This window comes from Polynucleobacter sp. AP-Titi-500A-B4 (assembly GCF_018688095.1).
In the GTDB taxonomy this organism is placed as follows: Bacteria; Pseudomonadota; Gammaproteobacteria; order Burkholderiales; family Burkholderiaceae; genus Polynucleobacter.
In genome coordinates this window covers 920625-945337 of sequence record NZ_CP061311.1, presented here as the reverse complement: position 1 = coordinate 945337, position 24713 = coordinate 920625, and the positions used below count along the sequence as shown (strand labels likewise).

The 24713-nt window shown below is 46.1% G+C and carries 22 protein-coding genes, 2 tRNA genes and 1 riboswitch; of the genes, 16 read left to right on the top strand and 8 right to left on the bottom strand.

Translation table 11 applies throughout. The features are described 5' to 3' along the window. Positions 1 to 70: 70 nt before the first annotated feature. Both FD968_RS04925 and FD968_RS04920 read right to left on the bottom strand, forming a co-directional pair. Complete coding sequence (locus tag FD968_RS04925; protein WP_215367724.1) at positions 71 to 424, bottom strand: cytochrome c; 354 nt, start codon at positions 422 to 424, stop codon at positions 71 to 73. A gap of 13 nt (positions 425 to 437) precedes the next feature. Then, positions 438 to 803, bottom strand: coding sequence for a cytochrome c (locus tag FD968_RS04920; protein ID WP_251367647.1), 366 nt, complete (start codon positions 801 to 803; stop codon positions 438 to 440). 172 nt (positions 804 to 975) lie between these two features. On the opposite strand from FD968_RS04920, the gene FD968_RS04915 reads away from it, so the two are divergent. The 3 genes from FD968_RS04915 to FD968_RS04905 are packed head-to-tail and all read left to right on the top strand — an operon-like array spanning position 976 to position 3559. Further along, a complete protein-coding gene (locus tag FD968_RS04915; protein WP_215367722.1) occupies positions 976 to 1857 on the top strand; it encodes a MoxR family ATPase in 882 nt (293 codons plus the stop codon). A 19-nt stretch (positions 1858 to 1876) separates the two neighbouring features. Beyond that, positions 1877 to 3052 (top strand): VWA domain-containing protein, encoded by a 1176-nt coding sequence (locus FD968_RS04910; RefSeq protein ID WP_215367720.1) that lies wholly within the window; start codon positions 1877 to 1879, stop codon positions 3050 to 3052. 51 nt (positions 3053 to 3103) lie between these two features. Next, positions 3104 to 3559, top strand: coding sequence for a RidA family protein (locus FD968_RS04905; protein WP_215367718.1), 456 nt, complete (start codon positions 3104 to 3106; stop codon positions 3557 to 3559). Here the strand turns inward: FD968_RS04905 and FD968_RS04900 are convergent. Next, positions 3556 to 4197, bottom strand: a complete 642-nt coding sequence (locus tag FD968_RS04900; RefSeq protein WP_215367717.1) for an NTP transferase domain-containing protein — start codon at positions 4195 to 4197, stop codon at positions 3556 to 3558. The genes FD968_RS04905 and FD968_RS04900 overlap by 4 nt on opposite strands. Before the next feature lie 62 nt (positions 4198 to 4259). Here FD968_RS04900 and FD968_RS04895 point away from each other — a divergent pair, with 62 nt between their 5' ends. Then, positions 4260 to 5219, top strand: a complete 960-nt coding sequence (locus tag FD968_RS04895) for an XdhC family protein (RefSeq protein ID WP_215367714.1) — start codon at positions 4260 to 4262, stop codon at positions 5217 to 5219. 8 nt (positions 5220 to 5227) lie between these two features. Here the strand turns inward: FD968_RS04895 and parC are convergent, their stop codons facing one another. Together parC and FD968_RS04885 are read right to left on the bottom strand one after the other, a co-directional pair. Next, positions 5228 to 7522 carry a DNA topoisomerase IV subunit A gene (gene parC, locus FD968_RS04890; RefSeq protein WP_215368029.1) on the bottom strand — a complete coding sequence of 765 codons (2295 nt, stop codon included), beginning with the start codon at positions 7520 to 7522 and terminating at the stop codon, positions 5228 to 5230. Positions 7523 to 7689: 167 nt separating this feature from the next. Then, positions 7690 to 9678 carry a DNA topoisomerase IV subunit B gene (locus FD968_RS04885; protein WP_215367712.1) on the bottom strand — a complete coding sequence of 663 codons (1989 nt, stop codon included), beginning with the start codon at positions 9676 to 9678 and terminating at the stop codon, positions 7690 to 7692. 79 nt (positions 9679 to 9757) lie between these two features. Between FD968_RS04885 and FD968_RS04880 the strand changes: the two genes are divergently transcribed. From FD968_RS04880 to thiE, 9 genes are all read left to right on the top strand, one after another. Further along, the gene (locus FD968_RS04880) at positions 9758 to 10978 is read left to right on the top strand and encodes a CaiB/BaiF CoA-transferase family protein (RefSeq protein ID WP_215367710.1); all 1221 of its coding nucleotides are present in this window, start codon (positions 9758 to 9760) and stop codon (positions 10976 to 10978) included. 26 nt (positions 10979 to 11004) lie between these two features. Beyond that, positions 11005 to 12204, top strand: coding sequence for an MFS transporter (locus FD968_RS04875; RefSeq protein ID WP_215367708.1), 1200 nt, complete (start codon positions 11005 to 11007; stop codon positions 12202 to 12204). Positions 12205 to 12427: 223 nt separating this feature from the next. Next, a tRNA-Arg gene (locus FD968_RS04870) sits at positions 12428 to 12502 on the top strand. A 216-nt stretch (positions 12503 to 12718) separates the two neighbouring features. After that, positions 12719 to 13552: an NUDIX hydrolase family protein gene (locus FD968_RS04865; protein WP_215367706.1), complete on the top strand. Its 834-nt coding sequence runs from the start codon at positions 12719 to 12721 to the stop codon at positions 13550 to 13552. A 75-nt stretch (positions 13553 to 13627) separates the two neighbouring features. Next, positions 13628 to 13736, top strand: a riboswitch (TPP riboswitch). 37 nt (positions 13737 to 13773) lie between these two features. Further along, the gene (gene thiC / locus FD968_RS04860; RefSeq protein ID WP_251367646.1) at positions 13774 to 15714 is read left to right on the top strand and encodes a phosphomethylpyrimidine synthase ThiC; all 1941 of its coding nucleotides are present in this window, start codon (positions 13774 to 13776) and stop codon (positions 15712 to 15714) included. A gap of 6 nt (positions 15715 to 15720) precedes the next feature. Continuing rightward, complete coding sequence (locus tag FD968_RS04855; RefSeq protein WP_215367704.1) at positions 15721 to 16866, top strand: FAD-dependent oxidoreductase; 1146 nt, start codon at positions 15721 to 15723, stop codon at positions 16864 to 16866. Beyond that, positions 16857 to 17054, top strand: a complete 198-nt coding sequence (gene thiS, locus FD968_RS04850; protein ID WP_215367702.1) for a sulfur carrier protein ThiS — start codon at positions 16857 to 16859, stop codon at positions 17052 to 17054. The genes FD968_RS04855 and thiS overlap by 10 nt, the downstream gene beginning before the upstream one ends. Positions 17055 to 17070: 16 nt before the next feature. After that, on the top strand, positions 17071 to 17889 hold the full coding sequence (locus tag FD968_RS04845; RefSeq protein ID WP_371817746.1) for a thiazole synthase: 819 nt from the start codon (positions 17071 to 17073) through the stop codon (positions 17887 to 17889). A gap of 10 nt (positions 17890 to 17899) precedes the next feature. Beyond that, positions 17900 to 18826, top strand: a complete 927-nt coding sequence (gene thiE / locus FD968_RS04840; RefSeq protein ID WP_215367700.1) for a thiamine phosphate synthase — start codon at positions 17900 to 17902, stop codon at positions 18824 to 18826. Here thiE and FD968_RS04835 read toward each other — a convergent pair. Together FD968_RS04835 and thiD are read right to left on the bottom strand one after the other, a co-directional pair. Further along, entirely contained in the window at positions 18823 to 19161 is a 339-nt protein-coding gene (locus FD968_RS04835) for a hypothetical protein (protein WP_215367698.1), read from the bottom strand. The genes thiE and FD968_RS04835 overlap by 4 nt on opposite strands. A 131-nt stretch (positions 19162 to 19292) precedes the next feature. Beyond that, a complete protein-coding gene (thiD, locus tag FD968_RS04830) occupies positions 19293 to 20174 on the bottom strand; it encodes a bifunctional hydroxymethylpyrimidine kinase/phosphomethylpyrimidine kinase (protein WP_215367696.1) in 882 nt (293 codons plus the stop codon). Between the two features lie 21 nt (positions 20175 to 20195). Here thiD and FD968_RS04825 point away from each other — a divergent pair. Both FD968_RS04825 and FD968_RS04820 read left to right on the top strand, forming a co-directional pair. Then, positions 20196 to 20271: transfer RNA gene (locus tag FD968_RS04825), tRNA-Asn, on the top strand. A gap of 667 nt (positions 20272 to 20938) precedes the next feature. Continuing rightward, entirely contained in the window at positions 20939 to 21913 is a 975-nt protein-coding gene (locus tag FD968_RS04820) for a tripartite tricarboxylate transporter substrate binding protein (RefSeq protein ID WP_251367673.1), read from the top strand. An 81-nt stretch (positions 21914 to 21994) separates the two neighbouring features. On the opposite strand, the gene FD968_RS04815 is transcribed toward FD968_RS04820, so the two are convergent. Beyond that, positions 21995 to 23653: a thiamine pyrophosphate-binding protein gene (locus FD968_RS04815; RefSeq protein ID WP_215367692.1), complete on the bottom strand. Its 1659-nt coding sequence runs from the start codon at positions 23651 to 23653 to the stop codon at positions 21995 to 21997. A 178-nt stretch (positions 23654 to 23831) separates the two neighbouring features. Here FD968_RS04815 and FD968_RS04810 point away from each other — a divergent pair, with 178 nt between their 5' ends. Then, positions 23832 to 24701 carry a fumarylacetoacetate hydrolase family protein gene (locus FD968_RS04810; RefSeq protein WP_251367645.1) on the top strand — a complete coding sequence of 290 codons (870 nt, stop codon included), beginning with the start codon at positions 23832 to 23834 and terminating at the stop codon, positions 24699 to 24701. The last annotated feature ends 12 nt before the right edge of the window (positions 24702 to 24713 follow it).

Sequence of the window (24713 nt, the reverse complement as noted above, 5' to 3'; positions counted from 1 at the left end):
AAGAACAAAGGCTTAGAAGATTATTCTAAGCCTTTGTTTTAAATACAGCCAGAGTCCAACTCAAGCAGAGTTACTTCTTAATAACCAAGTTTCCTGGCAAGGAGGAGATGTAAGCAGCAATGTCTTGGAGATCAGCATCAGAGAATGCTTGAACTTGAGAGCTCATGATCGCGTTATTGCGTCCATACTGAGCATTCCCGTTGCCAACCTTGTATGCCTTCAATGCGTAGTAAAGGTAATCAGGATATTGACCAGCCAACTTTGGATAAACAGGCAGAATCGGTGCATTTAATCCAGCGCCATGGCAAGAAGCACAATTGGCTTTCTCAACTAGAGCTTGACCTTTATCTACGCTAGCGGCATTCGCCACGTTAACTAGACCAATGCTGGAAAGCAAAACTGCTGTTACTAGTGCAAATTTCATATACGTATCTCTATCACTTCAATGGGTTGTTAGGTGAGCTGGCAGTTTGCGCAGCGTAGTATTCGCCAATATCAGCCATGTCTTGGTCAGACAAGCTGCCTGCGATAGAACGCATCGTTGGATGCTTTCTGTTGCCCTTCTTGTATTCAGACAAAGAAGATGCGATGTAAGCCGCATTTTGGCCACCCAACTTAGGTACTCTATAAACCAATGGATAGTCAGCGCGGTATTCTGGGATGGAATGACAGCCAACACATAGCCAAACCTTGGCATTACCAGCTGCTGCACTGCCTTTAACTTCATCAGCCTGAGCATTAAAACCAGCAAATGCTAGACCAGCACAGACGAGCAATCGAGTAAGAATGGAGAGTTTTTTCATAGAATCGGTATTTACGAGTTTGATTTAAATCAATTTGCAAGAGTATAGCGGACAGACGCCCCCTTAACCATGATTTAGCCATTCCTGAGCGGAAAATCAATAGAAATACTGAAGATTTAGCGCTATTTCCCTATACTTGAAAGTCCAATAAAAGCCATTTTGATTGCCTCTCATGACCAAGTCGATAAACCCATCCTCCACTCAAAATCCCAACCGTTTTGATGGCAGTCAAAGCTATGTTGCGACCGAGGACCTGAAACTAGCAGTCAACGCAGCCATAGCGCTACAACGACCTCTGCTGATTAAGGGCGAGCCAGGAACTGGCAAAACGATGTTGGCCGAAGAAGTGGCTGCTGCCCTCAAGATGCCTCTCTTGCAGTGGCATATTAAGTCCACCACCAAAGCTCAGCAAGGCTTATATGAATACGATGCCGTGAGTCGCTTGCGTGATTCACAACTGGGCGATGAGAAAGTCAAAGACATCCGCAACTACATTGTGAAAGGTGTTTTGTGGCAAGCCTTCGAGGCAAATGAACCCACGGTTTTGCTGATCGATGAAATCGACAAGGCTGATATTGAGTTTCCAAATGATCTTTTACGAGAGATTGATCGCATGGAGTTTTATGTTTATGAAACTCGCGAGTTGATTAAAGCCAAGCATCGTCCTCTGGTCATCATCACCTCGAATAATGAAAAAGAGTTGCCAGACGCCTTCTTGCGTCGCTGCTTCTTTCATTACATCACCTTCCCTGATGCTCAAACAATGCAAAGTATTGTGGATGTGCACCACCCCAATATTAAGCAGGATCTTTTAGAATCTGCCCTCAAAGCCTTCTACCAAATCCGCTCACTACCAGGCCTCAAGAAAAAGCCTTCGACTTCCGAGCTGATTGACTGGCTTAAGCTCTTGTTAGCAGAAGATATACCCCCTGAGGCACTTTTTAGCCAAGATGAAAAGATTGTGGTTCCGCCACTGCATGGCGCCTTACTGAAAAATGAGCAAGATGTTCATTTATTTGAACGCCTAGTGATGATGAATCGCAATCATCGCTAATCACCCTTAGATCGATTCGATGTTGATTCAATTCTTTCTGAATCTGAAAGAGGCTAAGGTGCCTGTTTCTGTAAGAGAGTTTTTGACTCTATTAGAGGCACTCAAGTCTGGTGTCATCAATCCATCTATCGATGAGTTTTATCAACTTTCTAGAATGACTCTAGTCAAAGATGAGCAGCATTTTGATCGCTTTGATCAGGTATTTGGTAGTTACTTCAAAGGTGTTGAGCAAATCATTGCTCTCTCTCCTGACATTCCGATGGACTGGCTGGAGAAAAAACTACAGCGGGTTTTGACTGATGAAGAAAAAGCGGCGCTTCAGAAATTAGGCGGCCCAGAAGCCCTGAAGAAGCGTCTTGAAGAGTTACTCAAAGAACAAAAAGAATGGCACGGTGGTGGCAATAAGTGGATTGGGGCTGGCGGGTCTTCGCCCTTTGGACACAGCGGCTATCACCCAGAGGGCATTCGGATTGGTGGAGAAAGTGCTGGTAATCGTACCGCTATTAAAGTCTGGGAAGCCAGAGAATTTAAGGATTACGACAGTGATCTTGCTTTGGGAACGCGCAATATTAAAGTTGCCTTGCGCCGACTGCGTCGCTTTGCCCGCGAAGGATCAGATTTAGAGCTAGATTTAGACAAGACCATTCATTCGACTGCTGCCAATGCTGGCATGCTTGATATTCAAATGCGGCCTGAGCGTCACAACCAGGTCAAAGTTTTGCTGTTAATGGATGTTGGCGGTTCGATGGATGACCATATCAAGCAAATTGGAGAACTGTTCTCGGCAGCTAAAGCAGAGTTTAAGCATCTAGAGTATTACTACTTTCATAATTGTGTTTATGAAAATCTTTGGCAAAGTAATCGTCGTCGTAGAGATCAAGTGACCTCTACACAAGACATCATTAATAAATACGGTTCTGACTACAAGCTCATTTTCGTAGGCGATGCCACCATGTCTCCTTATGAAATCCTGAGCCCCAATGGGTCGGTTGAGTACAACAATCAGGAGGCTGGAGCTGTTTGGATCAACCGCCTATTAGATCACTTCCCTCACTTCGCCTGGCTTAACCCCGAACCCGAATCCATTTGGGAATATCGACAATCGATCGATATCATGAAAAATCTCCTGAAGGATCGTATGTATCCAGTAAGCTTAAATGGCCTAGAGAGCGCTATGCGTCAGTTGTCAAAGTAATATGCCAGTAAGATTCTTCTATTCACTTTTTTACATTGATTGATATCGATTATGAGCACTATTAGCGATCGCCTTAAAAGCCTTGGCATTGATTTACCTCCACCAGGTCCTCCAGCAGCCGCGTATGTCATGGCCGCGACTACTGGTAACACCGTTTTCTTATCCGGTCACATTGCAAAACGTGATGGCAAGCCCTGGGTTGGAAAATTGGGTAAAGACATGGATACAGAAACGGGCAAAGCTGCTGCTCGCTCAATTGCGATTGATTTAATCTCTACATTACAAAACCATCTTGGCTCACTCGACAAAGTCAAGCGCATTGTGAAAGTCATGGGCTTAGTGAACTCTACAAGTGAATACACAGAGCAGCACCTCGTGATCAATGGTTGCTCTGAATTGCTATTTGAAGTCTTTGGTGATTGCGGTAAACATGCCCGTAGCGCCTTTGGCGTTGCGCAAATACCCCTGGGTGCCTGCGTTGAAATTGAACTGATCGCTGAGATTTAATTCCGCGTAATGCCGAATTTCTGGATGTCTGCCTCAGTATCGACATCCAGAATATATACAGGATTGTCAGTCTCATAAACTTTAATTAACTCGGGATGCTGATCCATAAAGGTACGACAGGCCATTCCAGGTTTAGACAAAATAGTTTCTATTGCCTTTTTAGAAAACAGAACAGGGTTGCCACGTTGCCCATTCACTTGGGGCATCACCATTTGTTCAAGAGAATTACGCCGGTCAAATTCGTTCAGTAAAGCATGAAGCTCTTGAGCACCCACATTGGGCTGATCACTTAAACAAACTGCAAGCACATCAAAATCACTTTTGAGACTCTCCAACGCCAGTCGTACTGATGAGCCCTGACCCTGATCTGGATTGAGATTTTGAATCACAATAACTGGAGTTTTTAGTTGTTTAACAAGACTTGAGAGTTCGGATTCAATTGCTTGTGCATGAAAACCCGTCACCACCAGAAATTCCACCGGATCAATAGCATCTACCGATAGGCAGAAGGCCTCTAATAGACTTTTCCCATCCTTGCGGAGCAAAGCCTTAGGAATGGAGCCCATGCGACTTCCCTCGCCGGCCGCCAAGAGGACGATTGCCAGTCTAGGATTGGTAGATTTACCTGCTGCACTCATTAAGGTGATAATAATTAAGAAAACAAACTAACTACGAAAAAATAAAATATAAAAGACATTAAATGAATAGTACCGATTTAAGTGTTCTCAAATCTGCGGTGAGTTGGCTAAAAGCTGGCCACCCCGTTGCTATTGCCACCGTAGTCCAAACGTGGGGCTCTGCACCCCGCCCTGTAGGCTCATGGCTAGCGATTCGTCAAGATGGTCAAGTGGCAGGCTCAGTATCAGGCGGTTGCGTAGAGGATGACTTAATTAGTCGTGTCCAAACTGAAATCCTGACGCGCAATACCCCTGAAATGGTTGTATATGGCGTCAGCCAAGAAGAAGCAGCAAGATTTGGACTTCCCTGTGGCGGTACTTTACGCTTACTCGTGGAGCCTAAACCAGAGTTAGCCGTTTTAGAAAAACTGCTAGATGGCATCTCTTCACATCAAGTTACAAGACGTACTGTAAATATCGCTAGCGGTAAATCCATTTTGCAGGATGGTAATCGGAACGATGAATTTAGTTGCACCGATACCGAGATGTGCACGACTTACGGTCCTCGTTGGCGCATGGTCATCATTGGGGCCGGTCAACTATCTTTGTACACCGCAGACTTTGCGCTGGCCTCTGACTTTGAAGTGATTGTGATTGATCCTCGCGAAGAGTACGCAGAAGGACTGAATCGTGAAGACCTGACGTTTATCAAAGGTATGCCAGATGATGTCTTGCTGGAGATTGGCGTTGACCCACACACTTCGGTAGTTGCCCTGACGCACGATCCAAAGCTAGACGATATGGCACTGATGGAGGCGCTTAAGTCCCCCGCCTTTTATGTTGGTGCTTTAGGCAGTCGCAAGAACACCCAGAAACGTAAAGAGCGTTTATTAGAGTTTGATGTTACTCAGGAAGAGGTAGAGCGCTTGCATGGGCCCGTTGGCCTTTACATTGGAGCGCTCACCCCACCAGAAATCGCTGTATCGATTCTGGCGGAAGTGATTGCCGTTAAATACGGTATTGCGATTCCAAAGAAAACTTAGCTGGCTTTTTAATTTGCCTTGAGCTTGCCATCTTTAAGGCGCGGCTCCACAAAGTGACCTTTACGTGCGCGGTTACCTGCAAAAGACTTCAAGGTTTTTGCATCTAAACTTAATTCTGTAGGTTTGCCTGCACGCCCCGCTCCTGAGTACGTTGCACCATTCGGTCCAACTGCAATAGCCGATGCCATGAATTCTTTGTCATCTAAGCCCATCAAGATCACGCCTTTACCACCCGTTGGTAAACGCTTGAGCTCATCTAATGGGAACACGAGTAACTTAGAAGCTCCCGACAGACAAGCAACTTGTTTCATGCCCACTTGAACTTTGCATGCGCCTAAAGGGGCATCACCAGGTACTTTGGCATCAATCGTAATAAATGATTTGCCCGCCTTGTTACGTGTACTCATATCGGCAACATTTGCCAAAAATCCATAACCAGCCTTGGTGGATAGGAGGACTAAATCATCTGCTTGGCCCGCGTAATAAGCCACCATTTGTGAGCCAGGAGCCAGATTAACGAAGCTCGTCAAGGGCGATCCGTCTCCGCGCGCACCTGGCAACTCACTAACAGGAACGGTATAAACACGGCCGTCACTGCCAAAGCCTTGTATAACATCTACTGTACGAACCTCGAAGGTTTCATAGAGGGCGTCACCCGCCTTGAAGCTAAATTGAGTAGCATCATGCTCGTGACCCTGACGCACTCGTACCCAGCCTTTTTGCGAAACAATGACCGTCACTGGCTCATCAATCACTTTGGTTTCTGCAATGGCGCGCTTGTCTTCCTGAATCAGAGTGCGGCGATCATCACCAAAGTCTTTGATATCGGACTCAATTTCTTTAATGATGCGTTTACGTAATACAGCATCACTTTGCAATAAACCTTCTAAGTCATCACGCTCAGATTTAAGCTCTTTGAGCTCTTGCTCAATCTTGATTCCCTCAAGGCGAGCTAACTGACGCAAGCGAATATCAAGAATGTCTTCAGCCTGGCGATCTGTGAGTTTGAACTCTTTGATTAAATCGGCTTTAGGCTCATCACTATTGCGAATAATCTTGATAACCTTATCAATATTGAGGAGAACGGTTAGGCGCCCTTCCAAAATATGCATGCGGTCTTTCACTTTTCCGAGTCGGAACTGAGTACGACGGGTAACTGTAGCGACCCTAAATTCAATCCACTCAGAAATAATCTCTTTCAAACCCTTTTGACGTGGACGACCGTCATTACCAATCATTACCAAGTTCATTGGGGCATTGGATTCAAGCGAGGTATGCGCCAATAAGAGGTTTACAAACTCATTGACATCAATATTTTTGCTCTTAGGCTCGAACACCAAACGAACAGCAGCGTCTTTACTAGACTCATCACGCACGCCATCGAGCACGTTCAAGATGGTGGATTTGAGATTGTTTTGCTCTGGCGTTAAGGTCTTCTTGCCAACCTTTACTTTAGGATTGGTAATCTCTTCAATTTCTTGCAAGACACGCTGTGATGATGCAGATGGTGGCAATTCATTGACCACTACTTGCCATTGACCACGTGCCAGCTCCTCTACGGACCAACGGGCACGTACCTTAACGCTGCCACGACCAGTTTCGTAAATCTGCGCGATTTCTGCTGCCGAGGAAATGATTTGTCCGCCACCTGGATAGTCCGGTCCAGGCATGATGTCTAATAAATCTGCCGTAGAGAGTTTTGGGGACTTCATCAACGCGATTGCTGCAGACGCGACTTCACGAAGATTGTGCGAAGGAATTTCAGTAGCCATACCCACGGCAATACCAGAAGCGCCATTTAACAATACAAATGGTAAGCGTGCTGGCAATAACTTCGGCTCTTGAAAAGAACCATCGTAGTTTGGGGCAAAGTCGACTGTGCCCTCATCGATTTCACTTAAGAGTAAGCTAGCAATTTTGGTTAAGCGTGCCTCGGTGTAACGCATTGCTGCTGCACCATCACCATCTCGGGAACCGAAGTTGCCTTGACCATCAATTAGTGGATAGCGCAGTGAGAAGCTCTGAGCTAGACGGACTAAAGCATCATAAGCAGATTGATCTCCATGCGGATGAAACTTGCCCAATACATCACCAACCACACGAGCGCTCTTCACTGGCTTAGCATCAGCACGTAAGCCCATTTCACTCATTGAGAACAATATGCGGCGCTGTACTGGCTTTTGACCATCAGATACATCAGGGAGTGCACGACCTTTGACAACACTAATGGCGTAATCCAAATAGGCGCGCTCTGCATACACTGCCAGCGTTAGGCTGTCTTTATTGTCTTCGTTTAAATCCATGGTCTTTGGATCATGGGGATCTTTTGGACCATTCGGGCCGCTTACATTCTTTGCAACTTTTGCTGGAACCTCGTCGACTTCAACAATCTCCATCTCCTCAACCGGAGAAGAAAATAAATCAGCCTGCTCAGCTACTGGCTTCTTGCCAGATGTCTTTTTCGTAGCCATTAAATGTCCGCCTCTACTTCATTGCCACGCTCTTCAAGCCAATCACGACGTGCCCCAGACTCGGATTTACCCATCAACATGTCCATGGTTTTAAAAGTTTCATCTTCAGTCCATGTGCCTAAGGTTACCGGTAGCAAACGACGTGTATCGGGATTGAGCGTGGTATCCCACAATTGTTCTGCACTCATCTCGCCAAGACCTTTAAAGCGAGAGATTTGCCATGCGGATTCTTTGACGCCATCTTTACGCAACTTATCTTCAATCGCTTGTAGTTCACTAGCATCCAGTGCATAAATTTTTTGCGCTGGTTTTTTTCCACGCGCTGGGGCGTCCACTCTAAACAGTGGTGGACGAGAGATATGTACATGACCCAATTCAATGAGTTTTGGGAAATGTTTATAGAACAGCGTGAGGAGCAAAACCTGAATATGTGCACCATCAACGTCTGCATCGGACAAGATACACACTTTGCCGTAGCGTAAATTCGATAAGTCAGGGCTGTCGTTGGGTCCATGCGGGTCGACGCCAATGGCCACGGCAATGTCATGCACCTCATTATTGGCAAACAAACGGTCGCGCTCTGCCTCCCAAGTGTTCAAAACCTTGCCGCGCAGGGGCAAAATCGCCTGATATTCCTTATTACGACCCATTTTGGCTGAGCCACCAGCAGAATCACCCTCAACCAAGAAGATCTCATTCTGAGCGATATCTTCGCTTTCGCAATCCGTGAGCTTTCCAGGAAGAACTGCTACTCCAGAAGATTTTTTCTTCTCCACTTTTTGACCAGCACGTGTTCTTGCTTGCGCTTGCTTAATCACCAAGTCCGCTAATTTGCGACCATAGTCCACGTGTTGATTGAGCCAAAGCTCTAACGCTGATTTTGCATAGCCAGATACTAAGCGCACTGCATCTCGAGAGTTCAGTCGCTCTTTAATCTGACCTTGGAACTGTGGGTCTAATACTTTGGCCGATAAGATAAAAGAAGCGCGTGCAAAAACATCTTCGGGCATCAGCTTCACGCCTTTAGGCTGTAATGCGTGCATTTCAATGAAACCTTTAACCGCATTAAAGAGACCTTCGCGTAATCCACTTTCATGCGTTCCACCAGCAGGTGTTGGAATTAAATTCACATAGCTCTCGCGCACTGGTGCGCCATCTTCTGTCCAGCTCACGACCCAAGCTGCGCCCTCGCCCTCAGCAAAAGAATCCTCCTCACCAGTACCAGTTGCGTATTGCTCTCCTTCAAATGGTGGGATGACCTCTGGGCCATGTCCTGCTTGGGCAATTGCCTCATTGAGGTAGCCACGCAAACCTTGAGCATATTGCCAAGTTTGACTGTCACCAGATTTCTCTTGAATTAGGGTAACTTTGACGCCTGGTAATAGAACGGCTTTCGATCTGAGCAGACGAATGAGATCAGCCATTGGAATCGCAGAGCTATCGAAATACTTTCCATCAGGCCATGCGCGTACACGCGTGCCATGTGACTTATCTTCTTTAGAAGAAGGTTTCGTTTTGAGTTTTTCAATTACCTTACCATCGGCAAAAGTCAAAGTGGAAACCTGGCCATCACGCCAAACAGTCACTTCCAATCGTTTTGAGAGGGCATTGGTAACGGAAACGCCAACACCATGCAAGCCGCCAGAGAATGCATAAGCACCACCAGTACCTTTTTCAAATTTGCCGCCTGCATGAAGCTGTGTAAATACGATTTCAACTACGGGCAATTTCTCAGTAGGATGCATCCCAACCGGGATACCTCGACCATCATCTTCTACGCTGACGCTACCGTCTGTGTGCAAAGTGACAATGATTTGCTTACCGAATCCACCTAGCGCTTCATCTGAAGCGTTATCCAAGACCTCCTGGATGATATGAAGGGGATTATCGGTTCGGGTGTACATCCCAGGCCGCTGACGGACTGGTTCTAGTCCTTTTAGGACCTGAATCGACGATTCGCTGTATTCAGAAGTTTTACGGGTAGCCATGCGCGCAAATTGTAGTCATGTCTGAGTCTAAGGCGAAACTTTTCCCGAATTCCCCTGTCATCCATGCCAAAATTGGGGCATGGGAGCCTTAAGTCATATTCGCGTTTTAGACCTCAGCCGCGTGCTTGCAGGTCCTTGGTGTGCTCAGAATCTTGCTGATTTGGGTGCAGATGTCATCAAAGTCGAGCGCCCAGGCGCCGGAGACGACACCCGCCATTGGGGCCCTCCCTTTGCCAAAGACGCCAACGGCCATGAAACTGATGAATCTGCCTACTTTATTTGCATCAACCGAAATAAGCGCTCCATTACGGTAGATATCAGCAAACCTGAAGGCCAAGAGATCATTCGCCAATTAGCGGCTGAATCTGATGTCGTCATCGAAAACTACAAAGTGGGTGACTTGGCTAAATATGGTCTCGATTACGAAAGCCTGAAAAAGATTAAGCCTGATGTGATCTATTGCTCCATTACAGGTTTTGGTCAGACTGGCCCCTATGCACATCGACCTGGTTATGACTTCATCATTCAAGGTATTGGTGGTTTCATGAGTGTGACCGGTGAGGCAGATGATTTTGAGGGTGCTAGCCCTCAAAAGTCTGGTGTTGCCATTGCCGATATCTTTACCGGTATGTATGCGTCTACCGCGATCCTTGCAGCAGTGGTTCATCGCGATCACACTGGCGAAGGTCAATACATCGATATGTCTTTGCTAGACACGCAAATTGCCGTGATGGCCAACATCTCCAGCGCTTACTTAACCTCCGGTGAGGTTCCGCGTCGTTGGGGTAATGCATCACCCATCATCGTTCCCTACCAAACCTTCCCTACATCCGATGGCTGGATGATTGTTGCAGCCGGCAACGATGGGCAGTATCGACATTTTGTGACGGCAGGTGGCGAAGAACATCTAGCAGATAATCCGCTTTACCTCACGAATCCTTTGCGAGTCCAGCATCGCAAAAAACTGGTTCCCTTGCTTGAGGCAATGACTCGCAAGAAAACCAAAGGTGAATGGATTGCACTACTGGAGCAAGCCAATGTTCCATGCGGCCCAATCAATAACTTCAAAGAAGTATTTGAGAATGAACAAGTGATTTCCAGAAATGTACAAATTAATGTTCCGCATCCAACAGTAGGAACCATGAAATTAGTGGCTAGCCCCATGAGGCTTTCTAAAACGCCTACAGAAGTACGTATGGCGCCACCGACTTTGGGCCAACATACTCAGGAAGTGCTCCATGAGCGCCTGCATTTAAATGATGAGGCGATTGCGGAGTTGCGTAAAAAAGGAATTGTTTAGTGGCTAGCCCTAAAGCCTCTCTCACCATGAAACAAGTCCTTATTTATGGTGGACTCATGGTCACCCTCTCCATGGGTATTCGGCATGGCTTTGGTTTATTCAATTTGCCCATCACCATGGCCAATGGCTGGGGTCGTGAAACCTTTGCTTTAACCATTGCATTGCAAAATCTGATATGGGGAGCAGTACAACCGATTACTGGTGCATTAGCAGATCGCTATGGGGCATTCAAAATCATGGTTGCTGGTGGCCTGTTGTATGCACTCGGCTTAGCGGGTATGGCCATTTCTACAGACGCACTCAATTTCACGATTGCTGGGGGTTTACTCATTGGTCTCGCCCAAACCGCTACGACCTATAGCGTGGTTTATGGAATCCTAGGTCGCAATGTTCCTGCTGATAAACGGGTCTGGGCAATGGGCATTGCTGCAGCCGCTGGTTCATTTGGTCAATTCCTCATGATTCCAGCCGAGCAAGGATTGCTCAGTGCCTTTGGTGCGCAAGATGCACTCTTAATGTTGGCATTGATGGCCAGCCTCATGATTCCCACCGCATTTATGTTGCGAGAGAAAAATTTTGTTCATAACCATAATCTGGGTGATCAAACAATCAAAGAGGCTCTGAAAGAGGCCGTTGCCAATCCGAGCTTCCAATTATTGACCTTGGGTTATTTTGTATGCGGTTTTCAGGTGGTATTTATTGCCGTCCATTTAGCACCCTACCTTAAAGATCTCTCTTCTGTTTACCCATCTGTAGGTGCGCCTGCTGTCGCTACAACTGCCCTCGCCCTGATTGGTTTATTTAATATCTTTGGCACCTACAGCTCCGGTTATCTTGGGCAGCGCTTTCCGAAGCGGTATTTACTTTCCAGCATCTATTTAGGTCGCGCATTTGCAATTACCGCCTTTTTGTTAATACCACCCAGCCCAATGAGTACCTACCTATTTGCTGCCGTGATGGGCTTTCTTTGGTTATCTACTATTCCATTAACCAACGGCATTGTGGCGCAAATCTTTGGAGTTAAATATTTAACAATGCTTTCGGGATTGGTATTCTTCTCGCACCAGCTAGGTAGTTTTTGTGGTGCATTCTTGGGCGGCTACTTATTTGATCGCACAGGCTCTTATTTAATTGTTTGGGAAATCGCAATTGGCTTAGGCGTTTTTGCCTGCTTGGTAAACCTTCCCGTAAAAGAACGTGCCATTACTAGAGTTGCCAATGCTTAAGCAAGGCAGCATATCGATTTGGAAGTGGGTAATATACGGATGCGCATTACTGGTGCTGCTCCTGATTTTTTCTGCGTACTTTGCACCCGATATGATGGTTGCCATTACTAATCAAGTGTGGGCACTTTGTGGCTGGTAATACGTCCAATAAACATTTATCAATTGCAATGCAATCAGGTTTTCCCCAACATTATTTAGAGTACATTGGGGGAAAGTTTTACCTCTCGCCGTAGCACAATGGATAGTGCACATGCCTCCTAAGCGTGGGATACAGGTTCGATTCCTGTCGGCGGGACCATCAAATGAAACAGAGTTATCCACAGGCAATGTGGATAAATCCACAAAAGTTTTCGTAAGTCGTGGATTTGTATAGACTGATCTGGCTTGCTTAAATAATCAGCACTATTTGCCTCCTGATTCTTGCATCCAGAAAAAAATATTTCTCCACCAGCTTGTGTTAAGCGTCATTGACAATGGTCTGCGCATTCGTTCAAGTTCCCTTACACTCCCATGCATGACCGCCTTATCTACCAGCACTATCGCCGCCCTTGAGGAAATGCTCCAAAATACAGCGCGTTCAGCTCCCTCTGATTACATGCCGATTTATTTTGCTCGCGGCAATGGTGAAGAGCAGACTATTGGGCAATTAAATCCAGACTTTATTCCCTACCTCCAAGAATCTCTCAAGAAGCAATCTGTATCCTTGATTTCAATGGATCATGATCGTCTCACCATTCATCTGGGAAAGCCGATTGATTTGTCGGCGAGCTTGAATCAATTAGCAAATTTCTTGCGCTTAGGTGGTTTTATTCCAGGATGGCGCAATGAAGAGTTTGCTTGGGTAGATCAAAATGGGCACATGTACTTTCGCTTAGAGCGTGCTGCCTTTCGCACGTTTGGATTTCGTAGTATGGCAACCCATATCAACGGCTACACCAAAGCCAATTCAATTTGGTTGGGTCGACGTAGTGAGAACAAACCCACCGATCCAGGTAAGTTAGACAACCTTGCTGCAGGTGGAATTACCGCTGATGAAACCCCCTGGGTTTGTGCCAAACGTGAATTATGGGAAGAAGCTGGCGTACCAGCCCAGATTGCAGACGAAATCGAGCCCGTTGGTCGCATTCATATGCGCAGACCTATTCCAGGCCGAGGCTTTCATGATGAGCAGCTCTATATTTACGACCTAGAGCTAGCCCATAACTTCATTCCCACGAACCATGATGGGGAAGTGAGTGGTTTTATTGAGGTTTCTTATGCAGAAGCCGCTGCCCGAATTCTGGCTGATGAATTCACGAGCGATGCAGCTTTTGTAACGGCAGACTTCCTTTTGCGGCGCAATAAGTGAGCTTTTAAGCCTAGTCTGAGCGGTCTTGATTGGCGTCGTGCGTCAAAGTCTCTTTTCGTGGTTAAATCTCAATTAAGGATGAAACAGGGGTGCCCTTTAGAGCGGTTTTAGCTCGAAGGCGCTGAGAAAGACCCTAGAACCCGATCCAGGTAATGCTGGCGTGGGGAGTTACATCAGACCGACACCCGGTTTCGTCCATCTAAAACAGTTAGGAGATGGACATGAGCACAGGCAACCCAAAAACCACCAAACATGAAATTCCAAGCCTCAAAAGCTTAGAGCGCGACTTCGGGCAAAAATTTGCCTATCCTGCTTCAACAAAAACCTATCTGCAAGGTTCTCGTGCAGATATCAAAGCACCGATTCGCATGATTGAACAATTACCAACCCGCGTTGGCGAAGAGTTGGTTGCTAATCCACCAGTTCCTGTATACGACACTTCAGGCCCTTATAGCGATCCTGAAATTGTGATCAATCTTGAAAAAGGTTTGCCAAGATTACGCGAGACCTGGATTAAAGAACGTAATGACACTGAGCAACTTCCTGGTCCAAGCTCTGAGTACGGAGTTGCGCGCTCTAAAGATGAAGCAACTCAAAGCTTACGCTTTGCCCACATCAGCGCACCACGCGTTGCTAAAGCTGGTCAGAACGTTAGCCAAATGTATTACGCCCGCAAAGGCATCGTGACTCCTGAGATGGAATATGTTGCTTTGCGTGAATCCATGGGTTTAGAGCAACTGCGCAAGGATCCCGCTTATAAGCAATTACTCAAGCAGCATCCTGGCAAAGGCTATGGCGCCAATCTGCCAGACATCGTGACTGGTGAATTCGTTCGCTCAGAAATTGCTGCGGGTCGCGCCATTATTCCTGCCAATATCAATCACCCTGAACTTGAGCCCATGATCATTGGTCGCAACTTCCGCGTCAAGATCAATGGCAACCTAGGGAACTCTGCTGTGACTTCTTCCATCAATGAAGAAGTGGAGAAAATGGTTTGGTCCATTCGTTGGGGTGCTGACACCATCATGGATCTGTCTACTGGTAAACACATTCATGAAACTCGTGAGTGGATCATACGTAACTCACCAGTTCCGATTGGTACAGTTCCGATTTATCAAGCATTAGATAAAACCGGCGGCATTGCAGAAGACCTCACCTGGGAAATGTTCCGCGATACTTTGATTGAACAAGCAGAACAAGGCGTCGATTACTTCACTATTCATGCGGGTGTGTTACTTCGCTACGTACCATTAACAGCGGATCGTATTACCGGCATCGTGTCACGCGGCGGTTCCATCATGGCGAAATGGTGCCTGGCTCATCACAAAGAGAACTTCCTCTACACCAAATTTGATGAGATTTGCGAAATTATGAAAGCGTATGACGTCTCCTTTAGTTTAGGTGATGGCCTTCGTCCTGGCTGTATCGCTGACTCTAATGATGCTGCTCAGTTTGGTGAACTCCACACTTTGGGCGAATTAACTGCCAAGGCATGGAAGCATGATGTGCAAGTGATGATTGAAGGCCCTGGTCACGTTCCAATGCAGCGCATTGAAGAGAATATGACTGAAGAGCTGAAGCACTGTTTAGAGGCTCCGTTCTATACCCTTGGACCATTGATTACAGATATCGCTCCAGGATATGACCACATCACCAGCGGCATCGGTGCAGCACAAATTGGTTGGTATGGCACAGCAATGCTTTGCTATGTCACACCAAAAGAGCATTTAGGCCTACCAGATAAAGAAGATGTGCGCGAAGGCATCATCACCTACAAGATTGCAGCCCATGGCGCTGACCTTGCAAAAGGTCTTCCTGGTGCTCAAGTGCGTGATAACGCCCTTTCTAAGGCGCGCTTCGAGTTCCGCTGGGAAGATCAATTTAATCTTGGTTTAGATCCTGAGCGTGCGCGTGAATATCATGATGCAACCTTGCCAGCTGAAGGCGCCAAGATTGCACACTTCTGCTCTATGTGCGGTCCAAAGTTCTGCTCAATGAAAATCACTCAAGAAGTACGTGACTATGCAGCGACATTGGATGCTGATGGCAATCCTAAGCAAGGCTCTAAAGTGATTCCGATTGCTGAAGTGACAGAGGCTACTAAGGGCATGGAAGAAATGTCAGCTGAGTTCCGCAAACGCGGTAGCGAGATTTATCAGTAAATTGTCATGACTCAAGCGTCACGCATCCACAGCAAATACGCCATCGTCGGCGCCGGCCTCATGGGTCGGCTGCTAGCGGTCGCACTTGCCCAGCGTGGAGCCCAGGTCGATATCTTTGATCAGGGCAACTCCGATGGTAGCGGTGCCGCAGCTCGCATTGCTGCTGCGATGCTGGCACCATTGGCTGAATCTGCTATTACTGAAGATTCTGTAGTGCGTATGGGTATTCATAGCTTACCCCGCTGGAAACAACTCATTGGGGGACTATCAACCCCGGTATTTTTTCAGCAAGATGGAACCTTGATTTTGTGGCACAGACAAGATGCCAGTGAAGCCGAGCGTTTTACCAACCATCTGGAAAAGAATTGTCTTCACAATCCTCAGCTAACGCTTCCACAAAAATTGGATAGCATGCAGTTACGGGAAATTGAACCAGGTGTGGCAGAACGTTTTATGCAGGGTTTGTTTTTGCCCAACGAAGGTCAACTTGATAATCGCCAATTACTCGATGCGTTATTGCAGGAGCTCAATGTACTCAAGGTGAACTGTCTATGGAATAAGGAGGTTGATCCTGAGAAATTACGTAAAGATAGTCAATATCAATGTGTGATTGATTGCCGTGGCAATGGTGCTAAAGAAGTTTGGGCATCCTCTATCAATAGTTTGCGAGGTGTTCGTGGTGAAGTTGTGCGCCTTTATGCGCCTGAGGTCAAATTACGTAGACCTACTCGCTTGATTCATCCTCGCTACCCTATTTACATCGCCCCTAAAGAGAATGACGTCTACGTTGTTGGTGCCACTGAGATTGAATCTGACGATCTTTCAGAGATGAGTGTTCGTTCTGCCATGGAATTGTTGAGTGCGGTCTATACCGTACATAGTGGCTTTGCCGAGGCACGCATCTTAGAGATGGCCACGCAATGTCGCCCTACGCTAAAAAATAACTTGCCAGAAATTCGTATTCAAAAGGATAAAGGCTTAGCGGATTTATTGATGATCAACGGTCTTTATCGCCATGGATTCATGATTTCTCCAGCTGTCCTCGACTCCACCCTAGAGCTTCTAGAAAGCGGTCAAAGCAACACCGCATTGGAATTGGGTTTGAGCATAACCAGCAATACCAGCAATCATGAGGCAAGTGTATGCGCGTAATTGTCAATCAAATTGAATATGAACTTCCAAATCAAAGCATGATTTCAGATGCACTGTCTTTGATTAATGCAAAGCCACCTTATGCAGTTGCTGTAAATTTGAACTTTGTACCCAAGACTCAATATGATCAATTCACCCTAAACGAGAATGATCAAATTGAAGTGATCGCCCCAGTCACTGGCGGCTAATACCTTTAAACCATTTATGACCGCACCATTGCCAAACAATCTCAATAGCGCTGATGCTCTCGTTTTATACGGAGAGAGTTTTGCTAGTCGCTTGCTATTGGGCACCTCTCGCTATCCTTCCCCTCAGATTCTTGAAAATGCAGTAGAGACAGCTAATCCAGCGATGATCACGGTCAGCCTGCGTCGCCAAGGCACCAGCACTACAGAAGCACATAGCGGCTTTTGGGACCTCCTCAAAAAAATGGCGGTGCCTGTTTTACCAAACACTGCAGGTTGTCACAGTCCGCAAGAAGTGATCACTACTGCCCATATGGCGCGCGAGGTATTTGAGAGTGACTGGATTAAGTTAGAACTGATCGGTGATGATTACACCTTACAACCCGATACTTTGCGCTTAGTGCAAACAGCAGAGACACTCATCAAAGATGGTTTTAAAGTATTGCCATACTGCACAGAAGATTTAATCTTGTGCCAACGTTTAGTTGATGTCGGCTGCCAAGCAGTCATGCCTTGGGCTGCACCGATTGGCACTGGTCAAGGGCCACTCAATCCCTATGCGATGAAGTTATTACGCGATCGCATCAAAGTACCCCTGATTGTTGATGCCGGCCTAGGCCTTCCCTCCCACGCTTGCACTGTAATGGAATGGGGCTTTGATGGCGTTCTTCTCAATACCGCAGTGGCGCTGTCTAATGACCCTGTAGCCATGGCTAAGTCATTTGCAATGGCAGTAGATGCTGGTCGTACCGCTTACCTCTCAGGTGCCATGAAACCTCAAGAGTCAGCCCAAGCTAGCACTCCTTTGGTTGGCACTCCCTTTTGGCATCAAGCTTAAGGATAAGCCAATGAGTCTCATACGCGACCTTGCAGATCAAATTATTCAAGCCCATCGCACCGATGATCTTTGTATTCCATTGCCACAATATTCAATGAGTCTTCAACCGCCACGGATTGATAACGAAGCTGCAACTGATCTTTACGAACTCGCTGGCGCTCTTGCTGCTATTGAGATGGGCTTTATCGAATCTGATGCCAAAGTCTTAGGCAAGGCATGGTCCCGGATGACTTTGCATGACGGCGGCTTCAATCCATTTAAATGGCCAAGCAGGCCAGAGCAGTTTGATTTACTGCCCTGGACTCGCAATATGAATCCCAATGCGTTCAAGGAATGCCCAAAGCACTTAGGCCTTTATGGCGTGATGCCTGATGCTGATTGGGTAAAACGCATGGTAGATGCAGAGATTCCAACGGTGCAACTACGCTTTAAGTCGGAAGATCGCTACAAAATCCGCAAACAAATCAAAGAATCGGTGAAAGCGGTTGAGGGTAGTAAAACCCTCCTCTTTATCAACGACTACTGGGATGAAGCAATAGATGCGCAGGCTTATGGAGTGCATTTAGGTCAAGAAGATTTAGAAACGGCTGACTTTGAAAAGATTCGAGCAGCGGGATTACGCTTAGGCATCAGCACTCATGGTTATGCAGAGCTGACCATTGCAGATCGTTATTGCCCTAGCTACATTGCGATGGGTGCCGTATTCCCCACCAATCTCAAGAAGATGCCAACAGCCCCGCAAGGCCTTGGAAGACTGTATCAATACGCAAAGTTAATGAGTCACTATCCATTAGTTGCCATTGGCGGCATTGATCAAGATAGCATTCGCGCCGTGGCTAAGAGTGGTGTTGGCTCAGTCGCAGTGGTGAGAGCCCTCACTCAAGCCAAGGATCCTAAGGCCGCAGTGAAGCATTTACAAGAACTAATGCAGGCTTAGTTTTTAAAACTGCTTAGTAAATCAGAAATTTCTTTAAGCCATGACAAGCCGTGCTTTGTTGGCAATAATAATTTACGCCTTCCGTCATGCTGACAGGTTTCCGTCTTAATCATTTTCTTGATGATCAAGCCCTTCATGATGGAATGAAGAGTTGCTTGAGAAGCAATTTCATTTAGCAAGATCAGATCTAATACAGCAAATTCAACGCGCTCTACATAGGCTCGTAATACAGCCTCAAGCGCTAATAATTCTTTGCTGTCAGCAATCTTGTAACGCTTGTTCACTTTATGCGCTAACTTTGAAAATTGCAGGTAGTTTGGGGAGATCTTGGACATACAACCATCCTATTCCCTCTATGGGGAATAGACTAGCAATATCGAAACTAAGTTTTAGATGCAATTTTTAAAAACAATTGTGCGCAAAACTCATGCGCATAGGTTTTCAATAAATAGGAAACAAATAGTCCTTAATAGCTATCTTCTTTTGGCAAAGCGGTTGGGTAGAAATCATGCATATGCCATAGCGGACCCGGTCCCTCGCCAATACTAAGGAAGCGCCCCGCTTCCAGTCCAGCTTCTACATAAGCAATTGCTTTAGCAACTGAGTGAGATAGGTCATGACCACCCGCTAAGTAAGTGGCAATCGCTGAAGCAAGCGAACAGCCGGTACCATGAGTATTAGCAGTATTAACACGATAGTGTTTGAACTCTTTCGATTGAACGACCTCAAGACCATCTTCAATCGTGCGCCACATTAAGTAATCAGTGATTTGTGTATGCGTTGCATCAAGATGACCGCCTTTAATCAATACAGCTTGAGGTCCCATATCGAGCAATTCTTGTGCAGCAGATTTGAAATCATTCGGGCTAGTAAGGTCGCGACCCAACAATAAAGATGCTTCATCTAAGTTTGGCGTAACCAGGGTTGCTATTGGAAACAACTCGGCAATGATCGCCTGGGCAGTATCATCACCGCCCAAACTGGCACCTGATGTAGCACGCAGCACTGGGTCCAAAACAATTCTTTTGACACCATGTTTGCGCAGTGCTTTGGCTACTGTGCGAACGATTTCTGGGCTTGCCAACATACCAATCTTGACAATATCGGCGCCGATGTCCAATAAAACTGCATCGATTTGAGCTTCGACAACATCTAGATCAACGTCCTGTATACGCGTGACCCCCAGTGTATTTTGAGCAGTAATCGCCGTGATCACAGACATCCCAAAGCCGCCAAGGGCTGTAATGACCTTGAGGTCAGCTTGAAGCCCCGCCCCACCACCACTGTCAGAGCCAGCAATGGTCAGTACTTTGGGGATCTGTACGGATGTAGGAAGTAGTGATCGCATCTTGCTATAATATCGGCTTATTCCTCGATAGCTCAGTCGGTAGAGCGCCGGACTGTTAATCCGTAGGTCCCTGGTTCGAGCCCAGGTCGAGGAGCCAAATTAAAACCCTGTAAGCCCATAAAGCTACAGGGTTTTTTCTTTGGCAGGAAAGTGCATCAATTTGGAGAATTCATCAGAAATTGGCAATTATTTGGAATAGGGAAAAATTAGATTAAATGTATTGAAAACCTCATGTAAGATGAAATTCAAACAATCTTACCTAAGATTAAAAATGATAAGTGCATACACTTTTATCTGCCTTTTCCTCATCTTTGGCGCAAGCTTTGGTTTTGCCACTTACTCAAAACGACACTTATTTAGTGAAGGGCCTCAGAAGGCAAAGGACTCTGATCAAACCTCACCTCTAGATGGTCGTATTTTTTGGATTATGGTTTGTACCCCACTCTGGCCAATTATGGTCATCACGGGAATCAATACGGCCTGGATCATCTACAAGCGTAAACAGAAATCTCAAAAGTAATGCTCAAATGAAAAAACGCTCAAAGGTGGTTTTGAGGCTTCTTGGTGCCCCAGGATGAGCGGTCAAATATGTGAGGGTCTGTAGAGATTTAGGCCCTTTTTCATATTTAGCCCCTCTATTTGCCCTCTTGTGCTTAAATTGAACTATTAAAAATCATCGCCAGAATGATTCTAATAAACAGGAGATAGCAATGATTCAAAGTGGTTTATTTAAAGCACTTATCCGCTTAATTCAATTTTTCGTCATGGTGGCGGCCTTATTTGGTGGCGCACAAGTTTCTTTTGCGCAATCCGATTACCCGAATAAGCCAATACGCTTCATTGTCCCTTTTCCTGCAGGTGGCGCAACGGACAATATTGCTAGGCCACTTCAAAATGAGCTCCTTAATACAGCCAAGTGGAATGTCGTGATCGACAATAAGCCAGGCGCAGGTGGCAATATTGGTGCTGAGATTGTTTCTAAATCCGCTCCTGATGGCTATACCTGGCTCATGGCATCCGTGGGAACCCATGGCATTAACTTACCTCTCTACACTCAAGGTGGCGGCAAATTACCATTTGATCCTATTAAGGATTTCACGCCTATTACCTTAGTGGCTGAGTTACCTAATGTATTGGTGCTGAATCCAGAGTTCGCCGCTAAGAACAACATTAATAGCGTGAATGATTTGATTGCATATGCTAAAGCCAATCCAGGCAAGGTCAATATGGCCTCTAGCGGTAATGGCACTTCAATCCACATGGCTGGCGAACTCTTTAAGTCGATGACCAAAACCTATATGGTTCACCTGCCATATAAAGGAAGCCCTCCAGCAGTTACCGATTTAATGGCAGGTAACGTTGACATCATGTTTGATAACCTACCTTCTTCAATTAATTACATTCGTGCTGGCCGTCTAAAAGCATTGGCAGTAACCAGTGCTAAACGCTCCCCAGCATTTCCAGATCTACCAACCATTGCAGAAGCGGCGAACTTACCCGGCTATGAAGCAACTTCTTGGTTTGGCGTGGTTGGTCCTGCGAATATGCCCGCCGATATTTTGAATAAAGACAGCGCTACTTTGATGGCTGCAATCAACAGTCCCTCAGTCAGAGAAAAGTATCTTGCTATGGGCGCTCAACCAGTTGGTAATACTCCCGCTCAGTTTTCAACTTTCATTAGAAATGAAATCACTAAGTGGACTAAGGTTGTAAAAGACTCTGGAGCAAAAGTAGATTAACTTTCTGGCCTTCTTAAGGAAAAGAGGAGCGATGCTCCTCTTTTTTATTGTCTTTTTTTTCTCACCCTATCAATTTGTCTTTTACTTTCCCAATTGAGATAGCAGTTTGCTTGGTGAAATCACTTCTTGATCGAGCACGATTTCAATTAAAGCGCCCTTCTTGCTTGCCAGTGCTTTTGCAAATGCAGGGGCAAATTCTTCGGTTTTGCTAATTCTGAAGCCAGGCATTCCAAAGCTATCTGCAAACTTCACAAAATCTGGATTGGTTAAGCCAGTAGCAATTACGCGCGAGTTAAATTCTCTTTCTTGATGCATGCGTATCGTTCCCAGCATGCTGTTATTAACGACAAACACGATTGGATAAGCCTCATAACGCGCAGCCGTTGCCAATTCTTGGCAATTCATCATGAAATCACCATCACCACAAACTGCAATAGCAACTTTTTCAGGGCTGGCAATCTTGGCCGCAATTGCTGCTGGTAGACCGTAGCCCATAGAACCGTTCGCAGGCGCCAACTGCGTTTTATATGGTCCATAGGGATAAAAGCGATGGACCCAGGTTGCAAAATTACCAGCGCCATTCGTGATAATGGCATCACGTGGGATTGACCCGGGAAGAGAGCTCATGATGTAGGCCAATTGCATATCACCAGGCACCGTCACTGGACTTGAGAAAGCCAAATACTCAGCATGCGCTGCCTTCATGGCTTCGGGGTTATAGCTCGTATCCATTTGTACGGAATTCAATGCCGTGCAGAAATGTTCTGGGCTGCAATTGAGGGCAAAGTCAGGACGATATACACGACCCAACTCTTCTGATCCTGAGAGCACATGAATTAAGGTGCCTTTAGTCTGCGGAACACTCAATATGCTGTAACCCGCTGTGGTCATCTCACCTAAGCGTTCACCAATGACTAAAAGAACATCTGCCTCTTGAATGCGTTTCACTAAGGCTGGGTTCGCGCCAATCCCTAAATCTCCAGCAAATGCAGGATCTAGGTTATCAATGACATCTTGAGAGCGAAAACTGGTAGCTACCGGCACACCCTCTTTGTTAGCCCAACTTCGCAAGGCTTCACAAGCAGCACCATTCCAATTGCCCCCACCGGCAATAATCATCGGCTTTTGAGCAGCAGCAAATGCGCGCATGGCCTGATGAAATACATTGCCATCCAAACCTGGCTGAATAATGTGTGCCGGCTTAACAGGCTTTTCTTGTCCAGCCATATAGAGCACGTCTTCTGGTAAAGCTAAAACTACCGGACCCTTACGTCCTGCTTGCGCCACATGAAAGGCATGAGAAACAAATTCATCAATGCGATCTACGCGATCAATACTGCCTACCCACTTTGCACATTCAGAATACATACGGCGATAGTCAATTTCTTGAAACGCTTCACGTTCGACCATATCAGTGCCAACTTGTCCGACTAACAAGACCATCGGGGTTGAATCTTGATAAGCGGTATGCATACCAATCATGGCATTGGATGCACCTGGCCCACGCGTGACCATCAATACACCAGGCTGTCCAGTCAACTTTGCATAGGCTTCAGCCATATAAGCTGCACCGCCTTCTTGCCGGCAGGTAATGAAGCGAAACTTGGGATGATCTACCAGACCATTTAATAAAGGCAGAAAACTCTCACCAGGAACACCAAAAGCAATCTCTACACCCTGTCTTACCAATGCATTTGCCAGAATCTGGCCGCCATTAAGCGACTGGCTTGGTGTCTCCATGATGTTTTTATACTTTCTTATTAGTGGTGATCTTCATGAGTTCCTAACGGAAAGTTATCACACTTTAATGGACCATGGCGCTGAGAAGCTCTCATACGGCCGCCCTTTAGGCTGATTAAGACTGACATATACTTCGGGAACTGGCTATAAATAAACCAATCAAATTGGAGACATTGTTATGAGGCTATTTGGCTTTAAGGGTCCGAATGGATATGAGGGGGTTGGCGCTCTCACAAAAGGCAGCTCAGATACCTATATTGATTTGAGTGCGACAGACCCACAAATTCCTAATCATTTGCAAGACATGATTATCTCTAAAGAAATGATGGATCGAGCTGCAAAAGCTATTAGCAATCCCAATGCCGTTACCGGAAAAATGAGTGGAATTACTTTCAAGGTGCCAATTGAAAGACCAGGAAAAATTGTATGCATGGGTCTGAACTACGCTGACCATGCAAAAGAAGGCGGGAATGCAAGACCTGAGTACCCGAGTTTTTTTATGCGTGGGCCGAGCTCAATGACTGCACATTTGAGCCCTATCGTGCGACCCAAGGTTTCTGACAAACTGGATTACGAAGCTGAGTTAGCTTTTATTGTTGGTAAAAAAGCGCGCAATCTCACCTTAGACAACGCCTTAGATTGTGTCGCTGGTTACAGCATCTTTAACGATGGCAGTATTCGCGACTATCAACGTAAAACAACCCAGTGGACTATTGGTAAGAATTTTGATCAAACCGGTGCATTTGGTCCATGGCTAGTGACACCTGACGAACTTCCAGTTGGATGCCACGGACTCAATATTCAGTCACGCTTAAATGGTCAAGTGATGCAAAACGCCAACACTAAAGATTTTCTTTGGGGCATTGCAGAGACCATTGTTCTTATTACTGAGTGCATGACTTTAGAGCCTGGTGATGTCGTGATTACCGGGACCCCTGCTGGCGTTGGTTACGCTAGAACGCCTCCTGTTTTCATGAAACCTGGTGATATCTGTGAGATTGAAATCGAATCGATTGGCATCTTACGCAACACCATAGCTGACGAATAAATTACCCAGCAT

Excerpts from the sequence above, each read along its gene's own strand:
- FD968_RS04875 (WP_215367708.1), top strand. The coding sequence starts at position 11,005 with ATGAAACAAGTCCTTATTTATGGTGGACTCATGGTCACCCTCTCCATG.
- thiE (WP_215367700.1), top strand. The coding sequence starts at position 17,900 with ATGAGTCTCATACGCGACCTTGCAGATCAAATTATTCAAGCCCATCGC.
- FD968_RS04820 (WP_251367673.1), top strand. The coding sequence starts at position 20,939 with ATGGTGGCGGCCTTATTTGGTGGCGCACAAGTTTCTTTTGCGCAATCC.
- FD968_RS04920 (WP_251367647.1), bottom strand. The coding sequence starts at position 803 with ATGAAAAAACTCTCCATTCTTACTCGATTGCTCGTCTGTGCTGGTCTA.
- thiC (WP_251367646.1), top strand. The coding sequence starts at position 13,774 with ATGAGCACAGGCAACCCAAAAACCACCAAACATGAAATTCCAAGCCTC.
- FD968_RS04880 (WP_215367710.1), top strand. The coding sequence starts at position 9,758 with ATGGGAGCCTTAAGTCATATTCGCGTTTTAGACCTCAGCCGCGTGCTT.
- FD968_RS04900 (WP_215367717.1), bottom strand. The coding sequence starts at position 4,197 with ATGAGTGCAGCAGGTAAATCTACCAATCCTAGACTGGCAATCGTCCTC.
- FD968_RS04915 (WP_215367722.1), top strand. The coding sequence starts at position 976 with ATGACCAAGTCGATAAACCCATCCTCCACTCAAAATCCCAACCGTTTT.
- FD968_RS04865 (WP_215367706.1), top strand. The coding sequence starts at position 12,719 with ATGACCGCCTTATCTACCAGCACTATCGCCGCCCTTGAGGAAATGCTC.
- FD968_RS04895 (WP_215367714.1), top strand. The coding sequence starts at position 4,260 with ATGAATAGTACCGATTTAAGTGTTCTCAAATCTGCGGTGAGTTGGCTA.
- FD968_RS04835 (WP_215367698.1), bottom strand. The coding sequence starts at position 19,161 with ATGTCCAAGATCTCCCCAAACTACCTGCAATTTTCAAAGTTAGCGCAT.
- FD968_RS04925 (WP_215367724.1), bottom strand. The coding sequence starts at position 424 with ATGAAATTTGCACTAGTAACAGCAGTTTTGCTTTCCAGCATTGGTCTA.
- thiS (WP_215367702.1), top strand. The coding sequence starts at position 16,857 with ATGCGCGTAATTGTCAATCAAATTGAATATGAACTTCCAAATCAAAGC.
- FD968_RS04855 (WP_215367704.1), top strand. The coding sequence starts at position 15,721 with ATGACTCAAGCGTCACGCATCCACAGCAAATACGCCATCGTCGGCGCC.
- FD968_RS04845 (WP_371817746.1), top strand. The coding sequence starts at position 17,071 with ATGACCGCACCATTGCCAAACAATCTCAATAGCGCTGATGCTCTCGTT.
- FD968_RS04815 (WP_215367692.1), bottom strand. The coding sequence starts at position 23,653 with ATGGAGACACCAAGCCAGTCGCTTAATGGCGGCCAGATTCTGGCAAAT.
- FD968_RS04905 (WP_215367718.1), top strand. The coding sequence starts at position 3,104 with ATGAGCACTATTAGCGATCGCCTTAAAAGCCTTGGCATTGATTTACCT.
- FD968_RS04810 (WP_251367645.1), top strand. The coding sequence starts at position 23,832 with ATGAGGCTATTTGGCTTTAAGGGTCCGAATGGATATGAGGGGGTTGGC.
- FD968_RS04885 (WP_215367712.1), bottom strand. The coding sequence starts at position 9,678 with ATGGCTACCCGTAAAACTTCTGAATACAGCGAATCGTCGATTCAGGTC.
- FD968_RS04910 (WP_215367720.1), top strand. The coding sequence starts at position 1,877 with ATGTTGATTCAATTCTTTCTGAATCTGAAAGAGGCTAAGGTGCCTGTT.
- parC (WP_215368029.1), bottom strand. The coding sequence starts at position 7,522 with ATGGATTTAAACGAAGACAATAAAGACAGCCTAACGCTGGCAGTGTAT.
- thiD (WP_215367696.1), bottom strand. The coding sequence starts at position 20,174 with ATGCGATCACTACTTCCTACATCCGTACAGATCCCCAAAGTACTGACC.